21 protein-coding genes are annotated in these 20,234 nt (G+C 71.6%); 9 read left to right on the top strand and 12 right to left on the bottom strand.

What is annotated here, in order from left to right; genetic code table 11:
- Nucleotide 1: 1 nt before the first annotated feature.
- The 3 genes from ACZ4TV_RS03795 to ACZ4TV_RS03785 form a co-directional block, all read right to left on the bottom strand.
- Nucleotides 2–1,171, bottom strand: coding sequence for an MAB_1171c family putative transporter (locus ACZ4TV_RS03795; protein ID WP_468130330.1), 1,170 nt, complete (start codon nt 1,169–1,171; stop codon nt 2–4).
- Nucleotides 1,168–1,725, bottom strand: coding sequence for a toxin-antitoxin system, toxin component (locus ACZ4TV_RS03790; RefSeq protein WP_468130328.1), 558 nt, complete (start codon nt 1,723–1,725; stop codon nt 1,168–1,170). Before ACZ4TV_RS03790 ends, ACZ4TV_RS03795 begins: the two co-directional genes overlap by 4 nt.
- A gap of 64 nt (nt 1,726–1,789) precedes the next feature.
- Nucleotides 1,790–2,458 (bottom strand): helix-turn-helix domain-containing protein, encoded by a 669-nt coding sequence (locus ACZ4TV_RS03785; protein ID WP_468130326.1) that lies wholly within the window; start codon nt 2,456–2,458, stop codon nt 1,790–1,792.
- A gap of 217 nt (nt 2,459–2,675) precedes the next feature.
- Here ACZ4TV_RS03785 and ACZ4TV_RS03780 point away from each other — a divergent pair, with 217 nt between their 5' ends.
- From ACZ4TV_RS03780 to ACZ4TV_RS03770, 3 genes are all read left to right on the top strand, one after another.
- The gene (locus ACZ4TV_RS03780) at nt 2,676–3,668 is read left to right on the top strand and encodes a helix-turn-helix domain-containing protein (RefSeq protein ID WP_468130324.1); all 993 of its coding nucleotides are present in this window, start codon (nt 2,676–2,678) and stop codon (nt 3,666–3,668) included.
- Nucleotides 3,669–3,834: 166 nt separating this feature from the next.
- On the top strand, nt 3,835–5,208 hold the full coding sequence (locus ACZ4TV_RS03775) for a 6-phospho-beta-glucosidase (RefSeq protein ID WP_468130322.1): 1,374 nt from the start codon (nt 3,835–3,837) through the stop codon (nt 5,206–5,208).
- A gap of 36 nt (nt 5,209–5,244) precedes the next feature.
- Nucleotides 5,245–7,341: an MDR family MFS transporter gene (locus ACZ4TV_RS03770; RefSeq protein ID WP_468130320.1), complete on the top strand. Its 2,097-nt coding sequence runs from the start codon at nt 5,245–5,247 to the stop codon at nt 7,339–7,341.
- 100 nt (nt 7,342–7,441) lie between these two features.
- Here ACZ4TV_RS03770 and ACZ4TV_RS03765 read toward each other — a convergent pair whose 3' ends face one another.
- A complete protein-coding gene (locus ACZ4TV_RS03765) occupies nt 7,442–7,951 on the bottom strand; it encodes a nucleotide triphosphate diphosphatase NUDT15 (RefSeq protein ID WP_468130318.1) in 510 nt (169 codons plus the stop codon).
- Entirely contained in the window at nt 7,948–8,565 is a 618-nt protein-coding gene (locus ACZ4TV_RS03760) for a helix-turn-helix domain-containing protein (protein WP_468130316.1), read from the bottom strand. The genes ACZ4TV_RS03765 and ACZ4TV_RS03760 overlap by 4 nt, the downstream gene beginning before the upstream one ends.
- Before the next feature lie 108 nt (nt 8,566–8,673).
- On the opposite strand from ACZ4TV_RS03760, the gene ACZ4TV_RS03755 reads away from it, so the two are divergent.
- Both ACZ4TV_RS03755 and ACZ4TV_RS03750 read left to right on the top strand, forming a co-directional pair.
- Nucleotides 8,674–9,666 carry an NAD(P)/FAD-dependent oxidoreductase gene (locus ACZ4TV_RS03755; protein ID WP_468130712.1) on the top strand — a complete coding sequence of 331 codons (993 nt, stop codon included), beginning with the start codon at nt 8,674–8,676 and terminating at the stop codon, nt 9,664–9,666.
- Nucleotides 9,667–9,782: 116 nt separating this feature from the next.
- Nucleotides 9,783–11,165 (top strand): NAD(P)/FAD-dependent oxidoreductase, encoded by a 1,383-nt coding sequence (locus tag ACZ4TV_RS03750; RefSeq protein ID WP_468130314.1) that lies wholly within the window; start codon nt 9,783–9,785, stop codon nt 11,163–11,165.
- Nucleotides 11,166–11,254: 89 nt separating this feature from the next.
- Here ACZ4TV_RS03750 and ACZ4TV_RS03745 read toward each other — a convergent pair whose 3' ends face one another.
- Entirely contained in the window at nt 11,255–12,334 is a 1,080-nt protein-coding gene (locus tag ACZ4TV_RS03745; RefSeq protein WP_468130312.1) for an ATP-dependent DNA ligase, read from the bottom strand.
- Between the two features lie 75 nt (nt 12,335–12,409).
- Between ACZ4TV_RS03745 and ligD the strand changes: the two genes are divergently transcribed.
- Together ligD and ACZ4TV_RS03735 are read left to right on the top strand one after the other, a co-directional pair.
- Entirely contained in the window at nt 12,410–13,429 is a 1,020-nt protein-coding gene (ligD, locus tag ACZ4TV_RS03740) for a non-homologous end-joining DNA ligase (protein WP_468130310.1), read from the top strand.
- A 140-nt stretch (nt 13,430–13,569) separates the two neighbouring features.
- Nucleotides 13,570–14,454 (top strand): alpha/beta fold hydrolase, encoded by an 885-nt coding sequence (locus ACZ4TV_RS03735; protein ID WP_468130308.1) that lies wholly within the window; start codon nt 13,570–13,572, stop codon nt 14,452–14,454.
- Between the two features lie 6 nt (nt 14,455–14,460).
- Here ACZ4TV_RS03735 and ACZ4TV_RS03730 read toward each other — a convergent pair whose 3' ends face one another.
- Nucleotides 14,461–15,123, bottom strand: a complete 663-nt coding sequence (locus ACZ4TV_RS03730; protein ID WP_468130306.1) for a TetR/AcrR family transcriptional regulator — start codon at nt 15,121–15,123, stop codon at nt 14,461–14,463.
- A 128-nt stretch (nt 15,124–15,251) separates the two neighbouring features.
- On the opposite strand from ACZ4TV_RS03730, the gene ACZ4TV_RS03725 reads away from it, so the two are divergent.
- Nucleotides 15,252–16,046, top strand: a complete 795-nt coding sequence (locus ACZ4TV_RS03725) for a VOC family protein (protein WP_468130304.1) — start codon at nt 15,252–15,254, stop codon at nt 16,044–16,046.
- 57 nt (nt 16,047–16,103) lie between these two features.
- Nucleotides 16,104–16,355: a WhiB family transcriptional regulator gene (locus ACZ4TV_RS03720; RefSeq protein WP_468130302.1), complete on the top strand. Its 252-nt coding sequence runs from the start codon at nt 16,104–16,106 to the stop codon at nt 16,353–16,355.
- On the opposite strand, the gene ACZ4TV_RS03715 is transcribed toward ACZ4TV_RS03720, so the two are convergent.
- From ACZ4TV_RS03715 to ACZ4TV_RS03695, 5 genes are all read right to left on the bottom strand, one after another.
- Nucleotides 16,356–16,937 (bottom strand): hypothetical protein, encoded by a 582-nt coding sequence (locus ACZ4TV_RS03715; protein ID WP_468130300.1) that lies wholly within the window; start codon nt 16,935–16,937, stop codon nt 16,356–16,358.
- The gene (locus ACZ4TV_RS03710; RefSeq protein ID WP_468130298.1) at nt 16,934–17,554 is read right to left on the bottom strand and encodes a hypothetical protein; all 621 of its coding nucleotides are present in this window, start codon (nt 17,552–17,554) and stop codon (nt 16,934–16,936) included. Before ACZ4TV_RS03710 ends, ACZ4TV_RS03715 begins: the two co-directional genes overlap by 4 nt.
- Nucleotides 17,551–18,684, bottom strand: coding sequence for a hypothetical protein (locus ACZ4TV_RS03705; RefSeq protein ID WP_468130296.1), 1,134 nt, complete (start codon nt 18,682–18,684; stop codon nt 17,551–17,553). The genes ACZ4TV_RS03710 and ACZ4TV_RS03705 overlap by 4 nt, the downstream gene beginning before the upstream one ends.
- The gene (locus ACZ4TV_RS03700; RefSeq protein WP_468130294.1) at nt 18,677–18,982 is read right to left on the bottom strand and encodes a hypothetical protein; all 306 of its coding nucleotides are present in this window, start codon (nt 18,980–18,982) and stop codon (nt 18,677–18,679) included. The genes ACZ4TV_RS03705 and ACZ4TV_RS03700 overlap by 8 nt, the downstream gene beginning before the upstream one ends.
- Nucleotides 18,983–19,098: 116 nt before the next feature.
- Nucleotides 19,099–20,070 carry an acyl-ACP desaturase gene (locus ACZ4TV_RS03695; protein ID WP_468130292.1) on the bottom strand — a complete coding sequence of 324 codons (972 nt, stop codon included), beginning with the start codon at nt 20,068–20,070 and terminating at the stop codon, nt 19,099–19,101.
- Nucleotides 20,071–20,234 lie beyond the last annotated feature (164 nt).

Genomic DNA, 20,234 nt, shown 5'->3' with positions numbered 1-20,234 from the left:
GCTACACGGCCACCCGCCGGCGGACCGCCTGGACCACCGGCGAATGCCGCAGGGCGTGGGAGATCCGCAGCAGGTCGCGCGGCCCGTCGGCGGTGCAGAGCGGGGTTTCCTCGTCCTCCCCGATGATCTTGCCTTCGGGGTCCGCCGAGCGGGCCCGTACGGCGGCCGCGACCATGGCGGCGTCGCCGATCGCGCGGGCGGTCTCCTCGTCGGCCCCCTCGGCGACGGCGTCCTCGTAGGCGCCGTCGCGCAGGCCCTTGTCGAAGTACGGGCCCAGGTGCAGGAAGCCGTCGTGGATGTCCGACTCCCGCTGGATCACCCGTAGCTCCGCCGCGGACCACCAGGCCATCTGCACGGAGGGTGTGCCGCTGGGCGCGGAGATCTGCACCTCCTGCCAGAGCGCGCCGAGCCGGCGGTACGTCGCCCAGGTCTGCCAGTGGTCCGACAGCCGCTGGCAGACGAGCGGGACCACGAAGCCCATCGCGCTGATCAGCGCGCCCAGGGCGGCGAGCGGCGGAGCGACGTACGTGCTCAGGTCGTCGAGGTCGTGGCCCATCCAGCGGGCGACGACCGCCGAGATCTTGGTGGCGTCGTAGGTGAGGTTGAAGATGTAGCCGCAGACGATGATCACGAGGCCGACCCGCAGCCAGCCGCGCACCTGCAGCGACCAGCGCCAGCACAGGACCACCATCACCACCGCGGCCACGTGGTGCGCCAGCAGATAGAGGGCGATCATCTGGCCGATGTAGGGCGTGTTCGCGTAGAACGTGTCGAAGTCGCGCAGTCGTTCCACGGGGGTCTCACCCAGGGCGAACAGCACGATGAGGGCCACGATCACGACGCTGTAGCCCAGGATCCAGCGACGCGAGACGCGTCGGGTCCGATCGGGCGGTCCGCCCCGCCAGTTGACCATCAGGACCAGGCAGGAGGCGCTGAAGGCGGTGATCAGACAGTACACCAGGGGGGCCGAGACGTTGACGATCCCGGTCCAGCGGTTGACCGCCCCGATGGTGGGCGGGGCGGCGAAGGCGAACACCGCTCCCGCCAGGGTCAGCAGGGCGACGACCGAGCGCAGGAGCGGGTCGCGCCAGTTGTGCCGCAGGGCCGGCAGCTTGAAGGCGAGTGAGATCGCCATCGCGGCCGCCGGTATGTAGTAGTCCTCGCCGTTCAACGCTCGTTCCTGTGCCCCCGGTAGCCCAGCGAGGCCTCGATCCGGCCCGCCAGTTGGTCGCGCTGGACCGGAGCGCGGTGGTTCGCCGAGCCGGCCAGCCAGTTCCGGCACCGACTGCCCAGCAGTAAGCCGAAGGTCTCGGCCTCGGTCTCCTCCTGGACGTCGGCGCGCGTGCGCGCGGCGACGCGGCGGACCGTCTCGCCGATGTCGGCCTCGTCGGACAACAGCCGCGCGGCGACGGCGGCGCCGTCGACGTGGTGACTGCAGTGGCCGGCCTTCATGTGCCACAGCTCGTGGCCCAGGATCACCAACTGGTGGTCCGGGGCGGTGCGTTCCTCGATGACCACGAGATCCCGGTCCGCCATGTCGAGCCACAGGCCGCTGGCCGTCCGCGGCGGGAACGAGGCCATCCGGAAGTCCACCCGGCGGCCGCGGTGTCTGCTCATGCCCTCGCAGAGGGCAGCGTAGAGTTCCACGGGTTCCGCGGGTGCGGTCAGCCGGATGCCGGCCACCAGCTCCTCGCACAACCGCCGCTGCTCTCTGCCTATGCTCACCGTTCTCCCCGTCGGCGCGGATCCGGATCAGGACTCAAGGATCAGACCCAGACTTTCGACTGGGTCAGGATTCGTTCGGTTTGACGCTTTCGAGGAGCATGTCCAGCCATTCGGTCACCTTGTCCCGGTGCTTGTCGCTGGGCAGTTGGGCAGCGCGCCAGGCGATGCCCCGTACGCCGTGGTTCTGCAGGAGTCTTGCCAGCGGATCGCCCGTCGATGCGGCCGCGGCCGGTACGGTTTCCCGCGCGCGTCCCGCGAAGTCCTGGAGCAGCTGTTGCTCGGTCCGCTGGAGGGCGTCTGTGAGGGCGTCGGCGTCGTGGGCCGTGAGGAACCCGGCGTGTACTCCGAAGAAGCGCTGGATCGCGTCGCAGTGCTCCATGGTGGGGCGGCGGTCGCCGTTGATCAGCGCCCCTGCCTGCTGCCGCGACATGCCGGCGCCGTCCGCGATCTCCTGCTGCGTGTAGCGGCGGCCGTTCGGTTTGACGCGGGTGCGCCGGAGCAGGTCGAGCCGCTGGAGGAACCGGGTCTGCAGATCGGGTTCGCCGGCCGGCCTGCCGTCGAGCAGGGTTCTGACCACGTCCGTGGGCACGCCCGAGGCCTCCGAGAGGCGCCGCAGGTCGAAGACCTGGTTCAGATCTCGGCCCATCTTGCCCGCGAGTTCGGCTACGCGCGTGATGGTGGCTGCCAGGGGTGCGTTGGCCACCGCGACGGGAGCCGGGAAGCCGTCTGTCACCAGTGGTTCTCCTAGATCGCGCGAAGTCGGTACGGGCACATGGTCGGCTTCTGGAATCTAGCCGCTCTCGCCCGGAAGGGCTAGAACGTGCCACAGCTGTGGCGGGAATGAGCTGTCAAGAGGCTGGAATTGCCACAATAGTTGACACTCGAATGAAGTCGGTAGCAGGATCGCCACACGGAAATGAAGATCCAGACCGGAGGAGGGGGAGCTCTCGGTGCCACATCTCGCAGCGGTGGGCCCGTCCGATGGCCTCGCCCGAGCCGGTGAGGAGCGCCTGGCGGGCGAGGAGGCCGCACGCGGCGCCGTGCGGTCGGAGCGACGCAAGGAGATTTTGCGCCAGCGCCGCGAGGAGCTGGGCCTGAGCCAGGAGGACCTCGCCGCCCGGCTGCGCATCAGCGTGCGCGCGTACGGCAACTGGGAACGCGGCCTGGTCAAGGAGTGGACGGACCGCAAACTGCTCGCCCTGGCCGAGGCCTTGGAGATGAGCGAGCGGCAGTGCTTCTGGCTGTTCCGCGTCATGGTCGACCGCGACCCGCCGCCCACGTGGCGGGCCGCCGAGGAGAACAGGCTGCCCGAGGACCCGGCGCAGCGCGACTACTTGTGCGACTACGCGGCCCTCATGGAGGCCGTTCCCTACCCGAGCTTCCTGGTGGACCACCGCTGGGACGTCGCGCTCACCAATTCGGCCTTCGACCAGCTCTTCCAGACCGTACGGCCGCACCCGACGGCCCTGCCGGACGACAACTTCCTGCGCTTCGTGCTGTTCCACCCGGACGCCGCGGGCGTGCTGGAGGACCACGAACCGGCCTGGTGCGTACCGCTGCTGGCCCAGTTCGCGGCCGCGCTGGCCGGAGCTCCGGAGGACGAGGGGCTGCGCAGCATCCGCCAGGAGGTGGCCCGTGACCCGTTCATGGAGGCGGCCTACCGGTACGGGGTGCCGCACTGGCTGAGCAAGCGCGGGACCGAGGCCGCCGAGCTGGACGGGGCCGTGCGGACCGTGCGTCACCCCGACCCGCGGTGGGGGCTGGTGCGCTGCCGGATGGTGGCCGAAACCAGTCGGATGCTGGACGAGATGGGGCTGACGCGGATCACCCTGATCCTCTCGGCGCCGCAGGGCGCGCCCGTGGGGCCCGTCCGGGGCGGCGGTGCGGCCACGCACCGGCAGGGCGGCGTCCGGCTGCGCGCCGTGCCGTCGCTGGGGGAGTGACCGGCCGGGGCAGACTGGTGCCGTAGGCGGTGCCGGGTACCCGTGCCACCGATCGTGGCGCGGGCACTGGCAAGGGCAAGGGCACGGGTGCTGGCAAGGGCACGGGCACCGGCGCTCGCACGGGCGTCGACGAACGGCACCCGCACTGGCGAAGGGCGGTAAGGGCGTGCGGCTGACGATCCTCGGTGGGGGCGGCTTCCGGGTACCGCTCGTCTACGGAGCACTGCTCGGCGACCACGCCGAGGGCCGGGTGTCCCACGTGACGCTGTACGACGAGGACCCGGCACGGCTGACCGCCATGGCGCGCGTACTGAAGGACCAGGCCACGGCCGCCGCGGTGTCGAACGCCCCAGATGCCCCGGACGCCCCGGCCGTCACGGCCACCGGGGACCTCGACGAAGCCCTGCGCGGGGCCGATTTCATCTTCTCCGCCCTTCGCGTCGGCGGCCTGGAAGGGCGCGCCGCGGACGAGCGGATCGCCCTGGCCGAGGGGGTCCTGGGCCAGGAGACGGTGGGCGCGGGCGGGGTCGCGTACGGCCTGCGGACCGTGCCGGTGGCCCGCGAGATCGCGCGCAGGACCGCCCGCATCGCCCCCGAGGCGTGGGTCATCAACTTCACCAACCCGGCCGGGCTGGTCACCGAGGCGATGGCCGAGGAACTCGGCGACCGGGTGATCGGCATCTGCGATTCCCCCGTGGGGCTCGGCCGGCGCATCGCCCGGCTGCTCGGCGCCCGCCCCGAGGAGGCCTGGATCGACTACGTCGGCCTCAACCACCTGGGCTGGGTGCGCGGGCTGCGCGTCGGCGGCCGCGACGAACTGCCCCGGCTGCTGGCCGACACCGCGGCCCTGGAGTCCTTCGAGGAGGGCAGGCTCTTCGGGGCCGAGTGGCTGCGTTCGCTCGGCGCGATCCCCAACGAGTACCTGCACTACTACTACTTCAACCGTGACACCGTACGGGCGTACCAGGAGGCCGAGCAGACGCGCGGGGCCTTCCTGCGCGACCAGCAGCGCGCCTTCTACGCCGAGGCCGGGCGGGCCGGGCAGCCGGCCGGGGCGGCGCTGGCCGCCTGGGACCGTACCCGGGCCGAGCGCGAGGCCACGTACATGGCCGAGAACCGCGAGGCGGCCGGCGTCGGTGAGCGCGACGAGGGCGACCTGGAGTCCGGGGGCTACGAGAAGGTCGCGCTCGCGCTGATGCGGGCCATCGCCCGGGACGAGCGCGCCACGCTGATCCTGAACGTCCGCAACCGCTCGACGCTGTCCGTCCTCGACGCCGAGGCGGTCATCGAGGTGCCCTGCCTGGTCGACGCGAACGGCGCCCACCCGATGGCCGTCGAGCCGTTGCCGTTGCACGCGGTGGGACTGGTGACGGCCGTCAAGGCGGTCGAGCGGGAGATCCTGGCGGCGGCCACGAGCGGTTCGCGGGCGGACGCGGTGAAGGCCTTCGCACTCCATCCGCTGGTCGACTCGGTAGGGGTGGCCCGGCGGCTGCTGGACGGGTACGCGGCGGCCCATCCGGGCCTGGCCCACCTGCGCTGATCCCGCGCGGACGTCCCTCCGACGGCCCCGCGCCGCATGCGGCGCGCCGGGGGTGCTGTGAGAGTGCGAGATGTGACCACCGCCCCCGCCGTCGCAGCGGCGCCACCCGTGCTCGACCGGCGGCGGCGCAACGTCGTCTTCGGCACGATCATGCTGGGTGTACTGCTGGCCGCCCTCGACCAGACCATCGTCGGCACCGCCCTGCCCACGATCGTGGCGGATCTCGGCGGCGCGGCCCACATGGCGTGGGTGGTGACCTCGTACCTGCTCGCGGAGACCGTGGCGACGGTGCTGGTGGGCAAGTTCGGTGACCTCTTCGGGCGGAAGCTGATCTTCCAGGTCTCCGCGATCATCTTCATTACCGGCTCCTTCCTGTGCGGTCTCGCCGGCAACATGACCCTGCTCATCCTGTGGCGGGGCGTGCAGGGCATCGGCGCCGGCGGCCTCATGGTCACCTCGATGGCGCTGATCGCCGACGTGGTCCCGCTGCGCGAACGCGGCAAGTACCAGGGCGCGATCGGCGCGGTCTTCGGCGTCGCGACGGTGATCGGACCGCTGCTGGGCGGGCTCTTCACCGACCACCTGAGCTGGCGCTGGGCCTTCTACGTGAACGTCCCGATCGCGATCCTGGTGGTGGCGGCGGCCGCCCGGACCATCCCGTCGGTACGCGCGGCCGGGCGCCCGGCGATCGACTACCTGGGCATCGCCCTGGTCGCGGTCGGATCCAGCGCGCTGATCCTGGCCACCAGCTGGGGCGGGAACGAGTACGCGTGGGGCTCCGCGACGATCATCGGGCTCTTCCTGGCGGGCGCCGTGGCCCTGGCGCTCTTCTGCGTGGTGGAGACGCGGGCGGCGGAGCCGATGCTGCCGATGCGGCTGTTCCGCAATCCCGTCTTCGCGGTCTGTTCGGTGCTCAGCTTCGTCGTCGGTTTCGCGATGCTGGGCGCGATGACGTTCCTGCCGACGTACTTGCAGTACGTGGACGGGGATTCGGCCACGGTGTCCGGCGTCCGCACGTTGCCGCTGGTCATCGGCCTGCTGATCGCGTCCGTCTGCAGCGGCAACGTCACCAGCAAGACCGGGCGGTACCGGATCTTCCCCATCGTGGGCTGCCTGGTGATGGGCGTGGGGCTCTACCTCCTGTCCCGCATGGGGCCGGGTACGAACGCCTGGCTGGAATCGCTCTACATGTTCGTCCTCGGTGTCGGTATCGGCCTGTGCATGCAGGTGCTGACGATCGCCGTGCAGAACACCGTGGACTACGCCGACCTGGGCACCGCCACCTCCGGCGTCACCTTCTTCCGTACGCTCGGCAGCTCCTTCGGGGCCGCGGTCTTCGGCGCGATCTACGCCAACAGCCTGGAGCCCGAGCTGGCGAAGGGGGTCGCGCGGGCGGCGCGGGCGACCGGGGCCGATCCGGCGCGGCTGCACGCGACCGCCCAGAGCCCGCAGGGCGTGCACGGACTCGATCCGGCGGCCGCCGGGCCGGTCATCGCCGCGTACGCGCAGGCGCTGCACACGGTGTTCCTGTGGACCGTGCCGGTGGCGGCGATCGGGTTCGTCGTGGCCCTCTTCCTCAAGGAGGTGCACCTGCGCGACAGCGCCCGGGCCGGGTCCACGGACATGGGCGACGGCTTCGCCTCGCCCGCCACGGCCTCGGGGGACTCGGCCAAGCTGCTGGAGCTGGCGGTCGGCAAACTCGTACGGACCATGGGTCCGCAGACGGCGCGCGCGATCGTCGAAGCCTCCGACACCCGGCTGGACATGGCGGGCGCGTGGGCGGTGATGCAGGTGGACCTGATGACGCGGACGGTCGGCTACGCCAGCCTCGGACTGATCGCCGGGCGCCGTTCCGTGCCGCCGGAGGTACTGCTCCCGGTCTTCGACCGGATGGAGGAGGAGGGCTTCCTCAGCCGGGAGGGCAGCTTCTTCACCCTCACCCCCGCCGGTCAGCGGGAGGCCGACGTCATCTCGGCGGCGTGGGCCGAGTGGCTCGGCGACCAGCTGGAGAAGGACCGGGGGCGGCCGCGGAGCGCCGAACTGCGGGTGGCGGCGGACGCGATCGCGAAGCGGCTGCTGGCCGAGGACCTCGGCGAGGGCAACTTCGCACCGGGGGTGGCGCTGCGGGGATAGGGAGCAAGGTCTGGCCTGGCCCGCCTTGTCCGGTCTGCCGGGCCGGCCTGCTCTGCGGCCCGGCCTGGTCCGTCCCGGGGCCTGTCCGGCTCACGCGGAATCAGCTGCTCGCTGTCGGCTGGTGGATGGTGGCCGGGCTCGCCGTCGGGTAGTCGTACGAGGAGACGTGCGGCAGCGTGGTCAGGTCCGGGCGCCAGACGCGCAGCACGGCCGCCGACGGGGCGTAGAGGGACGAGGGGATCTCGGCCGGTGCGAACCACTGCCAGCGCGCGATCTTGTCGGGCTCGGTGACGGTGGGGACGCCCTCCGCCGTCGTGGTGACGGCGGCCGCGGTCAGCCGGGTCACGCCGGAATCCGCTTCGATCTGGACGGAGAGCACGCGGATGCCCTCGGGGGCAGCCCGCAGGTCCGTCTCCTCGGCGAGCTCCCGGGCGGCGGCCTGCTCGAAGCCCTCCCCGGGGTCGACCTTGCCGCCGGGGAGTTCCCAGCGGCCGTCGTGGGCCATGCCGAGCAACACCCGGCCGTCGCGGTCCACGACGACCAGCCCGACGCCGACGACGGCGTTGGGCTGCGGCACGGCCCGCTCGGGGCGCTCGTCGGCGGTGGTCATGGACGTCCTTCCGGTCGGGTGGTGGGCCGGGCGCGGACGTGGATCCGTTCGCCCTGGGGGCCGAAGAGGCTCAGGAACTCCGCCGGCTGGGGACCGGCGTTGAAGAAGGCGTGCGGGGTGCGCGTGTCGAACTCGGCGGCCTCTCCGGCGCCGAGGACGAGGTCGTGCTCGCCGAGCAGCAGCCGGACCCGTCCGGACAGCACGTACAGCCACTCGTAGCCCTCGTGGACCTTCAGTTCGGGCCGGGGCGGCGGATCGTCGAGGGGCGGGAGGATCTGCTTGAAGGCGTGCACGCCGCCGAAGTTGCGGGTCAGGGGCACGTAGGTGCTGCCGTGCCGGACGAAGGGGCGCGGGCGGATCCGCGGATCCCCGGTCTCCGGAGCGCCGACCAGCTCGTCGAGGGCCACGCGGTGCGCCTTGGCCAGCGGAAGCAGCAGCTCCAGCGTCGGCCTGCGCTGCCCGGACTCCAGCCGGGAGAGGGTGGACAGCGAGATGCCGGTGGTTTCGCTCAGCTGGGCCAGGGTGGTGCCGCGCTGCCGGCGCAGGGCGCGCAGCCGCGGGCCCACGGCGGTGAGCACGTCGGCGAGTTCCTCGTTCTGCTCCTCGGCGGTCATGGCTCCATTTGCCACTTCGGCAAGAACATTTGTCAAGCGGGGGCAGCTGGGCGGAGGCTCGCAGGCATGGACAACGACAACGACAACGGCATGGACAACGACAACGGCATGGACGACGACAACGCAACGGACAGTTCGTTCGACGTGGTGGTCGTGGGTGGCGGGGCCGCCGGGCTCGCCGGGGCACTGACCCTGGTCCGGGCCCGCCGGACCGTGCTCGTGCTCGACTCCGGTAGCCCGCGCAACGCCCCCGCCGCGCACCTGCACGGATACCTCGGCCAGGACGGTGAGAGCCCGGCCGGACTACTGGCCAGGGGGCGCGCGGAGGTGGCTCGCTACGGCGGGGTCGTCCGGTCGGGCACGGCCGTCGCCGCGGACCGGCTGCCCGACGGGGGTTTCCTGGTCCGCTGCGGGGACGGCTCGGCCGTCCGGGCGGGGCGGCTGCTGGTCGCCACCGGTCTCGTGGACGAGCTTCCGGCGGTGCGGGGCCTCGGGGCGCGCTGGGGGCGGGACGTGCTGCACTGCCCGTACTGCCACGGCTGGGAGGTCAGGGACGAGCCGGTCGCGGTGCTGGCCGACGGACCCCTCGCCGTGCACCAGGCACAGCTCTGGCGGCACTGGAGCGAGCGGACCACCCTGCTGGCGCACACCTGGCGGCTCACCGCCGAGGAGCGGGAACTGCTGGCCGCCCTGGGTGTCCGGGTCGTCGTGGGCGAGGTGACCGGCCTCGCGGTCGAGGACGACCGGCTGACCGGGGTGACCCTGGCCGACGGCGCCGTGGTGGAGTGCCGGGCGCTGGTGGTGGCCCCGCGGTTCACCGCCCGCGCGGGCGTCCTGACCAGCCTGGGCCTGCCGACCGCCGCGGTCGGGCGGGACGGCCACGTGATCGGCACCTGCGTCGAATCCGACCCGGACACCGGGGCCACCGCGCTGCCCGGGGTCTGGGTGGCGGGCAACGTGACCAACCCGATGGAGCAGGTCGCGGGCGCGGCCGCGCAGGGGGTGCGCGCGGCCGTCGCGGTCAACGCCGACCTGATCCAGGAGGAAACCCGCCGGGCCGTGGAGGCCCACCGGGCGCGTGCGGGCGTGGGCACGGCCTGAGTCGGCCGGCGTACGGTGCGACCTCGGACAACCGTGCGGGTTTCGGGCGGCTCCCGTCCGCGCAGGCTCTGGGCGGTGTGATCGTCGTACGGTCCAACGGTTCGGGGGGACGCTCCATGGCACATGTGCTGGTCATCGGCGGAGGTATCGGCGGGCTGGCCACCGCCCTGCTCGCGGCGCGGCAAGGACACACGGCGGAACTGTTCGAGCGCGACACGCGCGCCCCCGGCACCGCGCTCGACCGTGATTCCTTCGGCTGGCGGCGGCCGACCGTACCGCAGGCGGCCCAGCCGCACGTGCTGCTCGGGGCCGCCCGCAACGTCCTGCGCGGCGAACTGCCCGACGTCTACGAGGAGATGCTCCGGCTCGGCGCCCGCGAACGGCACGAGCTGGACTGGTTCGACGTACGTCCCCCCGAGGTCCCCGGCGACGAGGACCTCGTCATGCTCCAGGCCCGGCGCATCGTGCTGGAGAGCGCGCTGGTCACGGCGCTGCGCGCGGAAGCCGGGGTCGTCGTCCGGTACGGGGAGCAGGTCACCGGACTGACCACGGTCCCGGGCATTCAGGTGACGGGAGTGACCACCAGCGCCGGGAGTTACGAGGGGGACCTCGTGGTGGACGCGGGCGGGCGGCGCGGGGGTATCGAGCGCAGGCTGGCCGAGGCGGGCTGCCGGCCGCCCGTCGTGGAACGGCACCGCACGGGGCTCGCGTACTTCTGCCGCTGGTACCGGCTGCCCGAGGGCATGGAGGCGGGGCCGCGCCGGCCCTGGGCGGTGACCGGCGGGGCCTTCGCCGGGTGCGCGGTCTTCCCCGCCGACAACCGGGTGTTCGCCGTGACGGTGTTCGTGCACACCGCGGACACCACGCGCTCGGCGCTGCGCGACCCGGCCCTCTTCGAGGGGGCGGCCCGTGCCTTCCCGCCCGGCGCGGCCTGGCTGGCACTGGGCGCCGAGCCGCTCACGGACGTACTGGCCACGGCGAGCCTGGACAACCGATGGAGCGCGCTGGTCGACGAGCTGGGTCCGGTGGTGACCGGGCTGGTACCGGTCGGGGACTCGATCACGCACACCAATCCGACCCTCGGGCAGGGCACGTCGCTCGCCCTGTGGGCCGCGCGCAGGGTGGCCCGTACGGCGCACCGGGACCCGGGGTCGGCGCGGTTCGCCGTCGAGCACCACGCTTGGGCGGTGCGCACGCTGAAGCCGTGGTTCGACTTCCAGGTGGTCGCCGACGCGGCCGTCGGGGAGCGCTTCGCGACCAGGGCCGGGCGTACGGGGACGGCGCGCGAGGTGGCCGCGCTGTTCGACTGCGCGCTGGAGGACCCCGTGGTGATGCGGGCGCGGGCGAGGGTCCGGCACCTGGCGCAGCCGCCGGAGCGGGCGTACGCGGACCCGGAGGTCCGGGCCCGGGTGGCGCGCTGGCTGGCGGCGCGGCCGGATTACGCGCCCAACGCGGTGGGGCCGGACCGCGAGGAGTGGGAGAAGCTCACGGCGGGGTGAGGCGGGGCGGGGGCGGCGGCTGCTCGCCGGGGGCGGGGTGCCCGCCCGGCGCCCGAACCGGCGCCCGAACCGGCGCCCGAACCGGCGCGTCAGCCGGCGGTACCGGCGGCCGGGCCGAGCACCTCGGCGAGGTCGTAGCCCACGACCTCCTCCAGCTGGGCGTAGGTGCAGCTCTCCGGTGTCCGGTCGGGCCGCCAGCGGCGGAACTGGGCGGTGTGCCGGAAGCGGTCCCCCTCCATGTGGTCGTAGGCAACCTCGACGACCCGTTCGGGGCGCAGTGGTACCCAGGACAGGTCCTTCTTCCCGGTCCAGCGGCTCTGCGCGCCGGGCAGCCGGGCGCTCTCGTGGGCGGACTCCTCGGCCCAGGCCGCCCAGGGATGCCCGGTCGGGTCCGGCATGCGCAGGGGTTCGAGTTCCGCCACCAGCTCGGCGCGGCGCTTCATGGGGAAGGCGGCGCACACGCCCACGTGCTGGAGGGCGCCGTGTGCGTCGTACAGGCCGAGCAGCAGCGATCCGACAATCGGACCGCTCTTGTGGAAACGGAAACCCGCGACGACGACGTCGGCAGTACGTTCGTGTTTGACCTTGAACATGAGGCGGGCATCGGGCCGGTAGGGGAGATCGAGGGGTTTGGCGATCACCCCGTCGAGCCCGGCGCCCTCGAATTGCTCGAACCACTGCTGCGCGAGGGCGAGATCAGTGGTCGCGGGCGCGAGATGGACGGGGGGCCGAGCGGTGGAGAGGGAGCGGGCCAGGGCGGTACGGCGGTCGGCGAGCGGGGTGTCGAGGAGCGACTCGTCACCGAGGGCGAGCAGATCGAAGGCGACGAAGCTGGCGGGGGTCGTCTCGGCCAGCAGGGCGACGCGGGACTGCGCGGGGTGGATCCGCTCGGTCAGCCGGTCGAAGTCGAGGCGCCCGCCATGAACGATCACGATCTCGCCGTCCACGACGCAACGGCTGGGCAGATTGCTCTTCAGCGCCTCCACCAGCTCGGGGAAATACCTGGTCAGGGGCTTCCCTGTGCGGCTGCCGAGCTCGATCTCGTCGCCGTCGCGGTACGCGATGGCCCGGAAGCCGTCCCACTTGGCCTCGTACTGCATGCCGGGTGGGATCTTCGCCACGGACTTGGAGAGCATCGGTTTCACGGGCGGCATCACTGGCAGATCCATGCCTTCGATTCTGCGGTGGTACGTCCGGCCCCGCCCGGTGTGCGCGCATGACCGGGCCCGCCTACCGTGGCCCACATGGGTGCTGCCGGTAATGCGATCGAGCTGGAGGCGGGCGGGCGGACGGTACGGCTGTCCAGCCCGGACAAGGTGTACTTCCCGGAGCGCGGCCTCACCAAGCGGGACGTGGCCGAGTACTACCTGGCGGTCGCCGACGGCATCACGCGCGCCCTGCGCAACCGCCCCACGACCCTGGAGCGGTACCCGGACGGGGTGGAGGGCGAGTCCTTCTTCCAGAAGCGGGCGCCGAAGAACCTCCCCGACTGGATCCCGACCGCGCACATCGCCTTCCCGAGCGGGCGCTCCGCCGACGAGATCTGCCCCACCGAGCCGGCGGCCGTCCTGTGGGCCGCCAACCTGGGCTGCCTCACCTTCCACCCCTGGCCGGTGCGGCGCGAGGACACCGACCGGCCCGACGAACTACGCATCGACCTGGACCCGCAGCCGGGCACCGACTACCACCACGCGGTGGCGGCGGCCCATGAACTGCGCGCGCTGCTGGACGAGTTGGGTCTGCGCGGCTGGCCCAAGACCTCGGGCGGCCGCGGCCTGCACGTCTTCGTGCCGATCGAGCCGCGCTGGACGTTCACCGAGGTCCGGCGATGCGCGATCGCCCTCGGCCGGGAACTGGAGCGCCGGATGCCGGGCAAGGTCACGACGGCCTGGTGGAAGGAGGAGCGCGGCGAGCGGATCTTCGTCGACTACAACCAGACGGCGCGCGACCGCACGATCGCCTCCGCCTACTCCGTCCGCCCCCGCCCGCACGCCCCGGTATCGGCCCCGCTGCGCTGGGACGAGGTCGACGACGTGGAGCCGCGCGACTTCGACATCGTGACCATGCCGGCCCGCTTCGCCGAACTGGGCGACGTGCACGCGGACATGGACGAGCACGCCTTCGCCCTGGACGCCGTACTGGAACTCGCCTCCCGCGACGAGCACGAGCACGGCCTGGGCGACATGCCGTATCCCCCCGACTATCCGAAGATGCCGGGCGAGCCCAAGCGCGTCCAACCGAGCCGGGCCAAGCACGAGGACTGATACCGGCGGACCCCTGGCCGGCTTGCTCTCGGGCACATCGATCTCTCCAAAATTGCACGAACGATCGTGCTAATATTTCCTCATTGCCCGGCCGCGCCATCGGCGGTCGGCCACTCTGAGGAGATTCCGGAGAACCGCGCATGCATCCCATCGCTTCGCTCCTGAGCACCACCCTCAACGTCACCGCCCGGCTCGCCCCGGGACTGGCAGGGCCCCGGGCCTTCGACCTGTTCGTCCGGCCGCTCGGTCGGGTGCGGCTGCGGCCCGAGGAGGCGGAGGTGATGGCGCAGGCGGAGACCGCCCGGCTGGTCGTGCGCGGCGTCGCCGTCACCACGTACCGCTGGGGCGACGGGGACCGGCCCGTCCTGCTGGTGCACGGCTGGTCCTCGCGCGCCTCGCGGTTCGCCGGGCTCATCGAGGCCCTGCGGGCCGAGGGCCGCACCGTGATCACCTTCGACGGCCCCGGCTACGGGGAGTCCGGCGGCCGGGCCTCCACGATCCTCGACTACCGCGCCATCATCGGCCGACTGCACGCGGAGCACGGCGACTTCTCGGCCGTCGTGGCCCACTCCTTCGGCGTGCTGGCCACCTTCTTCATGCTGCGGGAGGGAGTACGGGCCGACCGCGTCGTCGGCATCGGGGGCGTCGCGGAGTTCGACTACCTCCTCGATCAGTTCTGTGCCCGGCTGGACCTGAGCGCAGCCGTCAGGCGCGCCCTGCGCACCCATGTCGAGCGCCGCCTCTTCCCCGGCGAACCGGACATCTGGCAGCGTCTCGACGCCGGCCGCCCTGTCGCCGGCATGAAGGCGCCGGTCCTCCTCGTCCACGACACGGACGACGACATGGCCGCCCCCACCCAGTCACGCGCGATCGTCGACGCCTACGGCCCTCAGGCCCGCCTCATCGAGACCACGGGTCTGGGCCACCGCCGCATCCTGGCAGACCCCGACGTCATAGCGACGGCGGTCGAGTTCGCGACATCCGCGTCCGCTTCGGCTTCCGCCTCCGTATCCCTGTCGCAATGACCGGGGTCAGGAAGGGAAGTTGAATTCAGGTGGCCGTTCCGGGAGCTCGTCCGGAGCGGCCGCCACCGCGCGCAGCCGGCCGAGGATGCCCCGCCCCGCCCGCTCGTACGCCAGCGGGTCCCCGTGCAGGACGGAGTGCGCGTTGGCCAGCTCCATCAGGGCGATCAACTCGAAGGCGAGCTGCGGTACGTCCGCTGCGTCGGCCGCGTCCCGGAACCCGCCCGCCAGCCGCGCCTCGTCCAGGACCCGCTCCATGTAACGCGTCCAGTCGGACCGCACCTTGGCGATCTCGTCACGTACGGGGCCGGGCCGCGCGTCGAACTCCGCGGAGACGGAGTAGAAGAAGCACCCGCCGGGAAAGACGCGGCGCCCGGAGTAATCGAGCCAGCGCTCACACACCCGCCACACCTTGGCGAGGCCGTCGGGCTCCCCGTGCACGGGCCGCACCACCTGATCGACGAACACGTCCACGGCGGCGCGGACGGTGGCGAGCTGCAGGTCCTCCTTGGAGCCGAAGAGCGCGAAGACCCCGCTCTTGCTCAGGCCGAGATCCGCGGCGATCTTCCCCAGGGACAGGCCTTCCAGGCCGTCCACGGAGGCGATGCCCATCGTCCGGTCGAGAACGGTTCGCCGCGTCTGGTTGCCGCGTTCCACGCGTCCGTCTGCCATGGCGCCATCTTACCGAACGCACGGTCGTTCACTCTGTGGAGCGCGAGCCCGCTGTCAGTGGGGGGTGCCATGCTCGAAGAGAGGACAGGACAGCTCCCGGCGGTATCGGTCGGAAGGAGTGCGGACCCATGCTCACCACGGACTACAAGGACGGCTCCCCGAACTGGGTGGACCTCGGCGCACCCGACATCAACGGCGCCGCCAGGTTCTATGAGGGACTGTTCGGCTGGGACTTCCAGGCGGGCGGCGAGGAGGTCGGCGGATACGGGATGTTCCACCTGGACGGCAAGACGGTCGCGGGCGGCATGACCGTCCCGGCGGAACAGGGCCCGGCTGCCTGGCAGGTGTACTTCCAAACCCCTGACGCGGACGCCACGGCGGCGGCCGTGACCAAAGCGGGCGGCACGGTGGTGTTCGAGCCGATGGACGTCCAGGACTTCGGCCGGATGGCGATATTCGCCGACCCGGCGGGGGTGGGCTTCGGGGTGTGGCAGCCCAAGAAGAACAGGGGCCTCGGCGCGGTCACGGACGTGGGCACCCTGTGCTGGACGGAGCTGTATACGGGCGACGTGGCCGGAGCGTCCGACTTCTACCGCACGGTCCTCGGCTGGGAGATCAGCGAGATGTCCTTCGAAGGCGGCACGTACACGATGGTCAAGCCGGCCGGTGCGACGGACGAGGCCGCCTTCGGTGGCCTCGTGCCGATATCCATGGACCCGGTGGAGGACGCCGAACGGCCCTACTGGACGCCGTACTTCGAGGTCAGCGACTGCGACGTGACGGCGGCGAAGGCGGAGGAGTCGGGTGGCAAGGTCCGTCTCACCCCGGTGTTCATGGAGGGAGTCGGCCGTTTCGCCAAGCTGGCGGACCCCTTCGGGGCGCGGTTCGCGGTCATAGCCAGCGCGCCGAGGCCGGGGCCATGACGGAGCGTTGATCAGGCGTTGATCGGACGTCCATCCGTGGCGGTCAGTATCTCCGGCATGTCGATGAACACCACTACCGCAGGTACTGACACCACCGCCTGGTACGACCTCGCCCTGTGCGCCCAGACGGGGCCGGGCTTCTTCTTCCCGGAGCCGGGCTCGTCGCTGCGCGACGCGAAGCGGCTGTGCGGGGCGTGCGAGGGGCGGGCGGCGTGCCTGGAGTACGCCCTGGCCAATGACGAGCGCTTCGGAGTCTGGGGCGGCCTCTCGGAGTCCGAACGCCTCGCGCTGCGTCCGCGCCGGAGCTGATCAGGTCCGCGTGCCCTTGCCGCTGCTCCGGACCAGCCCCACGCGCCGGGCAAGGTCGAACCCCTCGCCACCACACTCCTCGCGTCGCGGCGTGTGGGGTACGACCCGCACGAGGTAATGGCCCCCGACGGGCGACACGACCCCGCCGAAGCGCGGGTCTCCGGCGAACCAGATCCGGTCCGGGTCGTTGTTTTCCAAATCTGCGAGCGCGACGGGGAACGGGATGATCCGGAACGTGGCCGTGAAGTCCTCTCGGAACGGGATGGCGATGGTCGCGGGGTTCCCCGTCACGTAGCGAGGGTGCTGACACGGCCACTCGCGCCAGGGGTAACTCTGCAGCACGGTGGCGACGCGGCGCCGTCTGAAGTAGGCGATGATCACCCAGGGAAGAAGGGGCGCCGCGAGCATGGTGATCAGGGCGAAGGCCGTTCCTGCGTGGGGGACGAGGTCGATGCAGGCCAGGGCGATCAGTGGGGGACCGCCGAGGCTGAGTACCCATCCGAGGCGGCGGATGACCAACCGCTTGTAGCCGACAACGGTCGGAGGGTGGTCCCAGGCCACCTTGGTGAGTGCGAGGGTCATAGGAGCACCTCCAGGATGCGTGAGGTCCCGGCCGCCGTCGGCGCACTCGGGTCGGGATCGGAAAAGCTGAGGGTGTGCGCGACCGCTTCGAGGACGTCCGTGTACGCGTCGGCGTGCTGAGTGGAGGCGCTGGTCAGGTCCAGGACGAGCAGGTGGAGTCCATCCGGATGCACGGTCGCGACTCTGGCCTGAAACAAACGATGGTCCACATTGGGCACGGAAATGATCCCGGCGACCAGGCAACAGGGCAGAGCTGACGGAAGATCAATGAACCGGCGGATGGAGTCGGTCCACAGAGACGAACGTGCGATGGCCAGAGCCGTACGTGCCACGGTAAGCCGGGGGTTGGGCTGTTCGACAGGCCGGACCGTCAGAGAGAACAACGACGTGGTGACGCCAGCCGGCTCCTCGGGGTGAAAGCCGAGCGCGGTGTGTACGACATCGTGCCCTGCCAGTTCCTCAAGGACATCCATGAGCTGGGATAGCTCCCGTTGGGCGTCGGAGCTGCCCAAGGCCTCCGCGAACGAGTTCAATGCCGCCCTGTCGCCGGGGCCGACATTGTGGAAGCCCGGAGGCAGGCGGAACCAGACCGCCGGGACGGAGCTCCGATAGGTCATGGCCTCAGCACCGACCAGACGTGAGCGGACCTCTTGATGGCTGAGGGAGCGTCGTCGAGGACCCCTCGGGCACCGTCCACCGATGTCGAGCTGTGTTCGAGCGCTTCGTCGTCCGAGACGTAGTCAAGACCGGCGGTCAGAGCTCCTGTGCCTGCCACGGCCACACCTACCCGGTTTCTGGTGGACTGAGCCGATGTCTGTAATGCCCATCCGGTGAGCGGGCTCTCCACCTGTCGCAGGTCATCGGCGGTGGACCACGCCGTTTGTCTGAAGGCGGTGGCCCCAGGAGCGAGCGCGGTCAGCGCGCTGCCCTCCGGGGCGGCAGCCATCGCGGCGCGGGCAGCCGCCGTGCCGGCCTTGGCTCCGGAGGCGACCGCAGCCAGGCCAGGGACCGTGCCGGCGGCGTCGCCGATCAGGGTCACTCCGCTCTTCCAGAAGTCCGCGTCGAACTCGCCCTTGGTGAAGCCGTCCGTCAAGGACTTCCGGAACTTCGGGTCCGAGGTATGCATGGCCAGGGCGGCCAGGGACAGGCCGCTCCCGACGAGCATGATCGCGAGCCCGGCCGGCGGGCAGGCGAGTGCCACCAGGGCGCCGACGAAACCCAGCAGCGCCGACGCGTTCGACAACGCATCCGCCGGGTCGTCGACGATCTTCCGCCAGATCGAGGCCAGCATGCCCGGTTCCTTCGGGGCCAGCCGGTCCGTCGCGGCGTTCAGGGTCTGCGCCACCCGGCGGGCCGCCGCGGCGTGCTCGGTGGCGAGCTCGCGGGCCAGGCGGCGGGCGTCGGTGAGGGCCTCCTCCGTCTTGGCCGCGGCGGCCTGGGACTCGTACCGGGCCGCCAGCGCGCGGTGGGCGACCAGGGTGTCGTGCCACCCCGTGAGCCGGCGGGCGGCCTCCGCGAGGGAGGTGTGGGCCGCGCCGAGGTAGCGGGGGAGGTCCTGCGAGAGGGAGGCGCGGAAGGCGGTCGCGGCCTCGCCCTGCCACGCCGAGCTCTGGGCTGCCAGGGCCGTTACGACGCGGGAGGCCTCCCCGAGGGAGTTCGCCGAGGCGGCGAGCTTCTTGGTCAGGGCCAGGACCGCCGCGGGATTCCCGGGGGCGGGGTCGAAGCCCAGCGCCGCGTGCTCAGCCACGCCCGGCCGCCGCTGCCCGGCGGAAGGCCGCGCGGATGGCCTCCTCCAGTTCCGCGTACTCCGCGGCGCTGCGGTCCACGCCCTCCCGTACGGCCTTGACGCGCTTGGTCAGCTCCCGCGTGCCGTAGGCCCACCGTTCCTGGAAGCCGTCACACGCCGCGTCGAGATCCGCCGTGCCCAGCTGGTCGGGCCGTACGTGGTCCAGCGCCCGCCGGGCCTCCCGCAGGGAGACCAGCGAGGAGTCCAGAGCACGCGTCAAACGGGTCAGCTGGTCGATGTCCACCTGGAGCGAGGTCATGACGCGAAACCCTGGCAGAGCACTGCTCTGCCAGGGCAATCGGCGTCACTCGCCCGAGTGGGCTGAAACCGGTCAGACCGGGAGTCCCGGAGCCGGGAGCCCAGAGCCCAGGGAGGTCAGGCCTTGCGGGCCGCGATGCGGGCCGCGCGGGCGGCCAGGCGCTCGTCGAACTTGCGGGCCTCGCCGTCCAGGCCGTTCATGAACAGGCCGAGCTCTTCCTGGGCCTTCTGGCCCTCCGGGCCCAGGCCGTCGATGTCCATGATCTTCAGGAAGCGGATCACGGGGCTCAGCACGTCGTCGTGGTGGATCCGCAGGTTGTAGACCCCGCCGATCGCCATCTGCGCGGCCATCCGCTCGAAGCCGGGCATGCCGTGTCCGGGCATCCGGAAGTTGACCACGACGTCCCGCACGGCCTGCATCGTCAGGTCCGGGGCCAGCTCGAAGGCCGCGCCCAGCAGGTTGCGGTAGAAGACCATGTGCAGGTTCTCGTCCTGCGCGATGCGCGCCAGCATCCGGTCGCAGACCGGGTCACCGGACTGGTGGCCGGTGTTGCGGTGCGAGATGCGGGTGGCGAGCTCCTGGAAGGCCACGTACGCCACCGAGTGCAGCATCGAGTGGCGGTTGTCGGACTCGAAGCCCTCCGACATGTGCTGCATGCGGAACGCTTCCAGCTTGTCCGGGTCCACGGCGCGCGAGGCCAGCAGGTAGTCGCGCATCACGATGCCGTGGCGGCCCTCCTCGGCCGTCCAGCGGTGCACCCAGGTGCCCCAGGCGCCGTTGCGGCCGAAAAGCGACGCGATCTCGTGGTGGTAGCTGGGGAGGTTGTCCTCGGTCAGCAGGTTGACGACCAGAGCGATCTTGCCGATCTCGGTGACCTTGGACTGCTCCGGGTCCCAGGCCTCGCCGTCCTCGAAGAAGCCCGGGAAGTTCCGGCCGTCGCTCCACGGGACGTACTCGTGGGGCATCCAGTCCTTGGTGACCTTCAGATGGCGGTTGAGCTCCTTCTCGACCACCTCTTCCAGCGCGAACAGCAGCTTGGCGTCCGTCCACGCCTCCGAGCTGCCGAGGTGGGGAGAGGTGATCGTCACGGGTACTCCTGGGTGCAAAGCGAATTACCTACGGTTCCGTAGCCTACGGAGTCGTAGGTTAAGCGCGACATCAAGGCCAGCCAAGCCCCAGCCATGCCTATGTCCAGTTACATCCAGTTATCTGTGCAGTTTGAAGGGGGTCTGAGAGGGAAGCGCGGGGGCAA

Source organism: Streptomyces sp. NPDC028910 (assembly GCF_055564955.1).
This window is presented reverse-complemented; position numbering and strand designations above follow the sequence as displayed.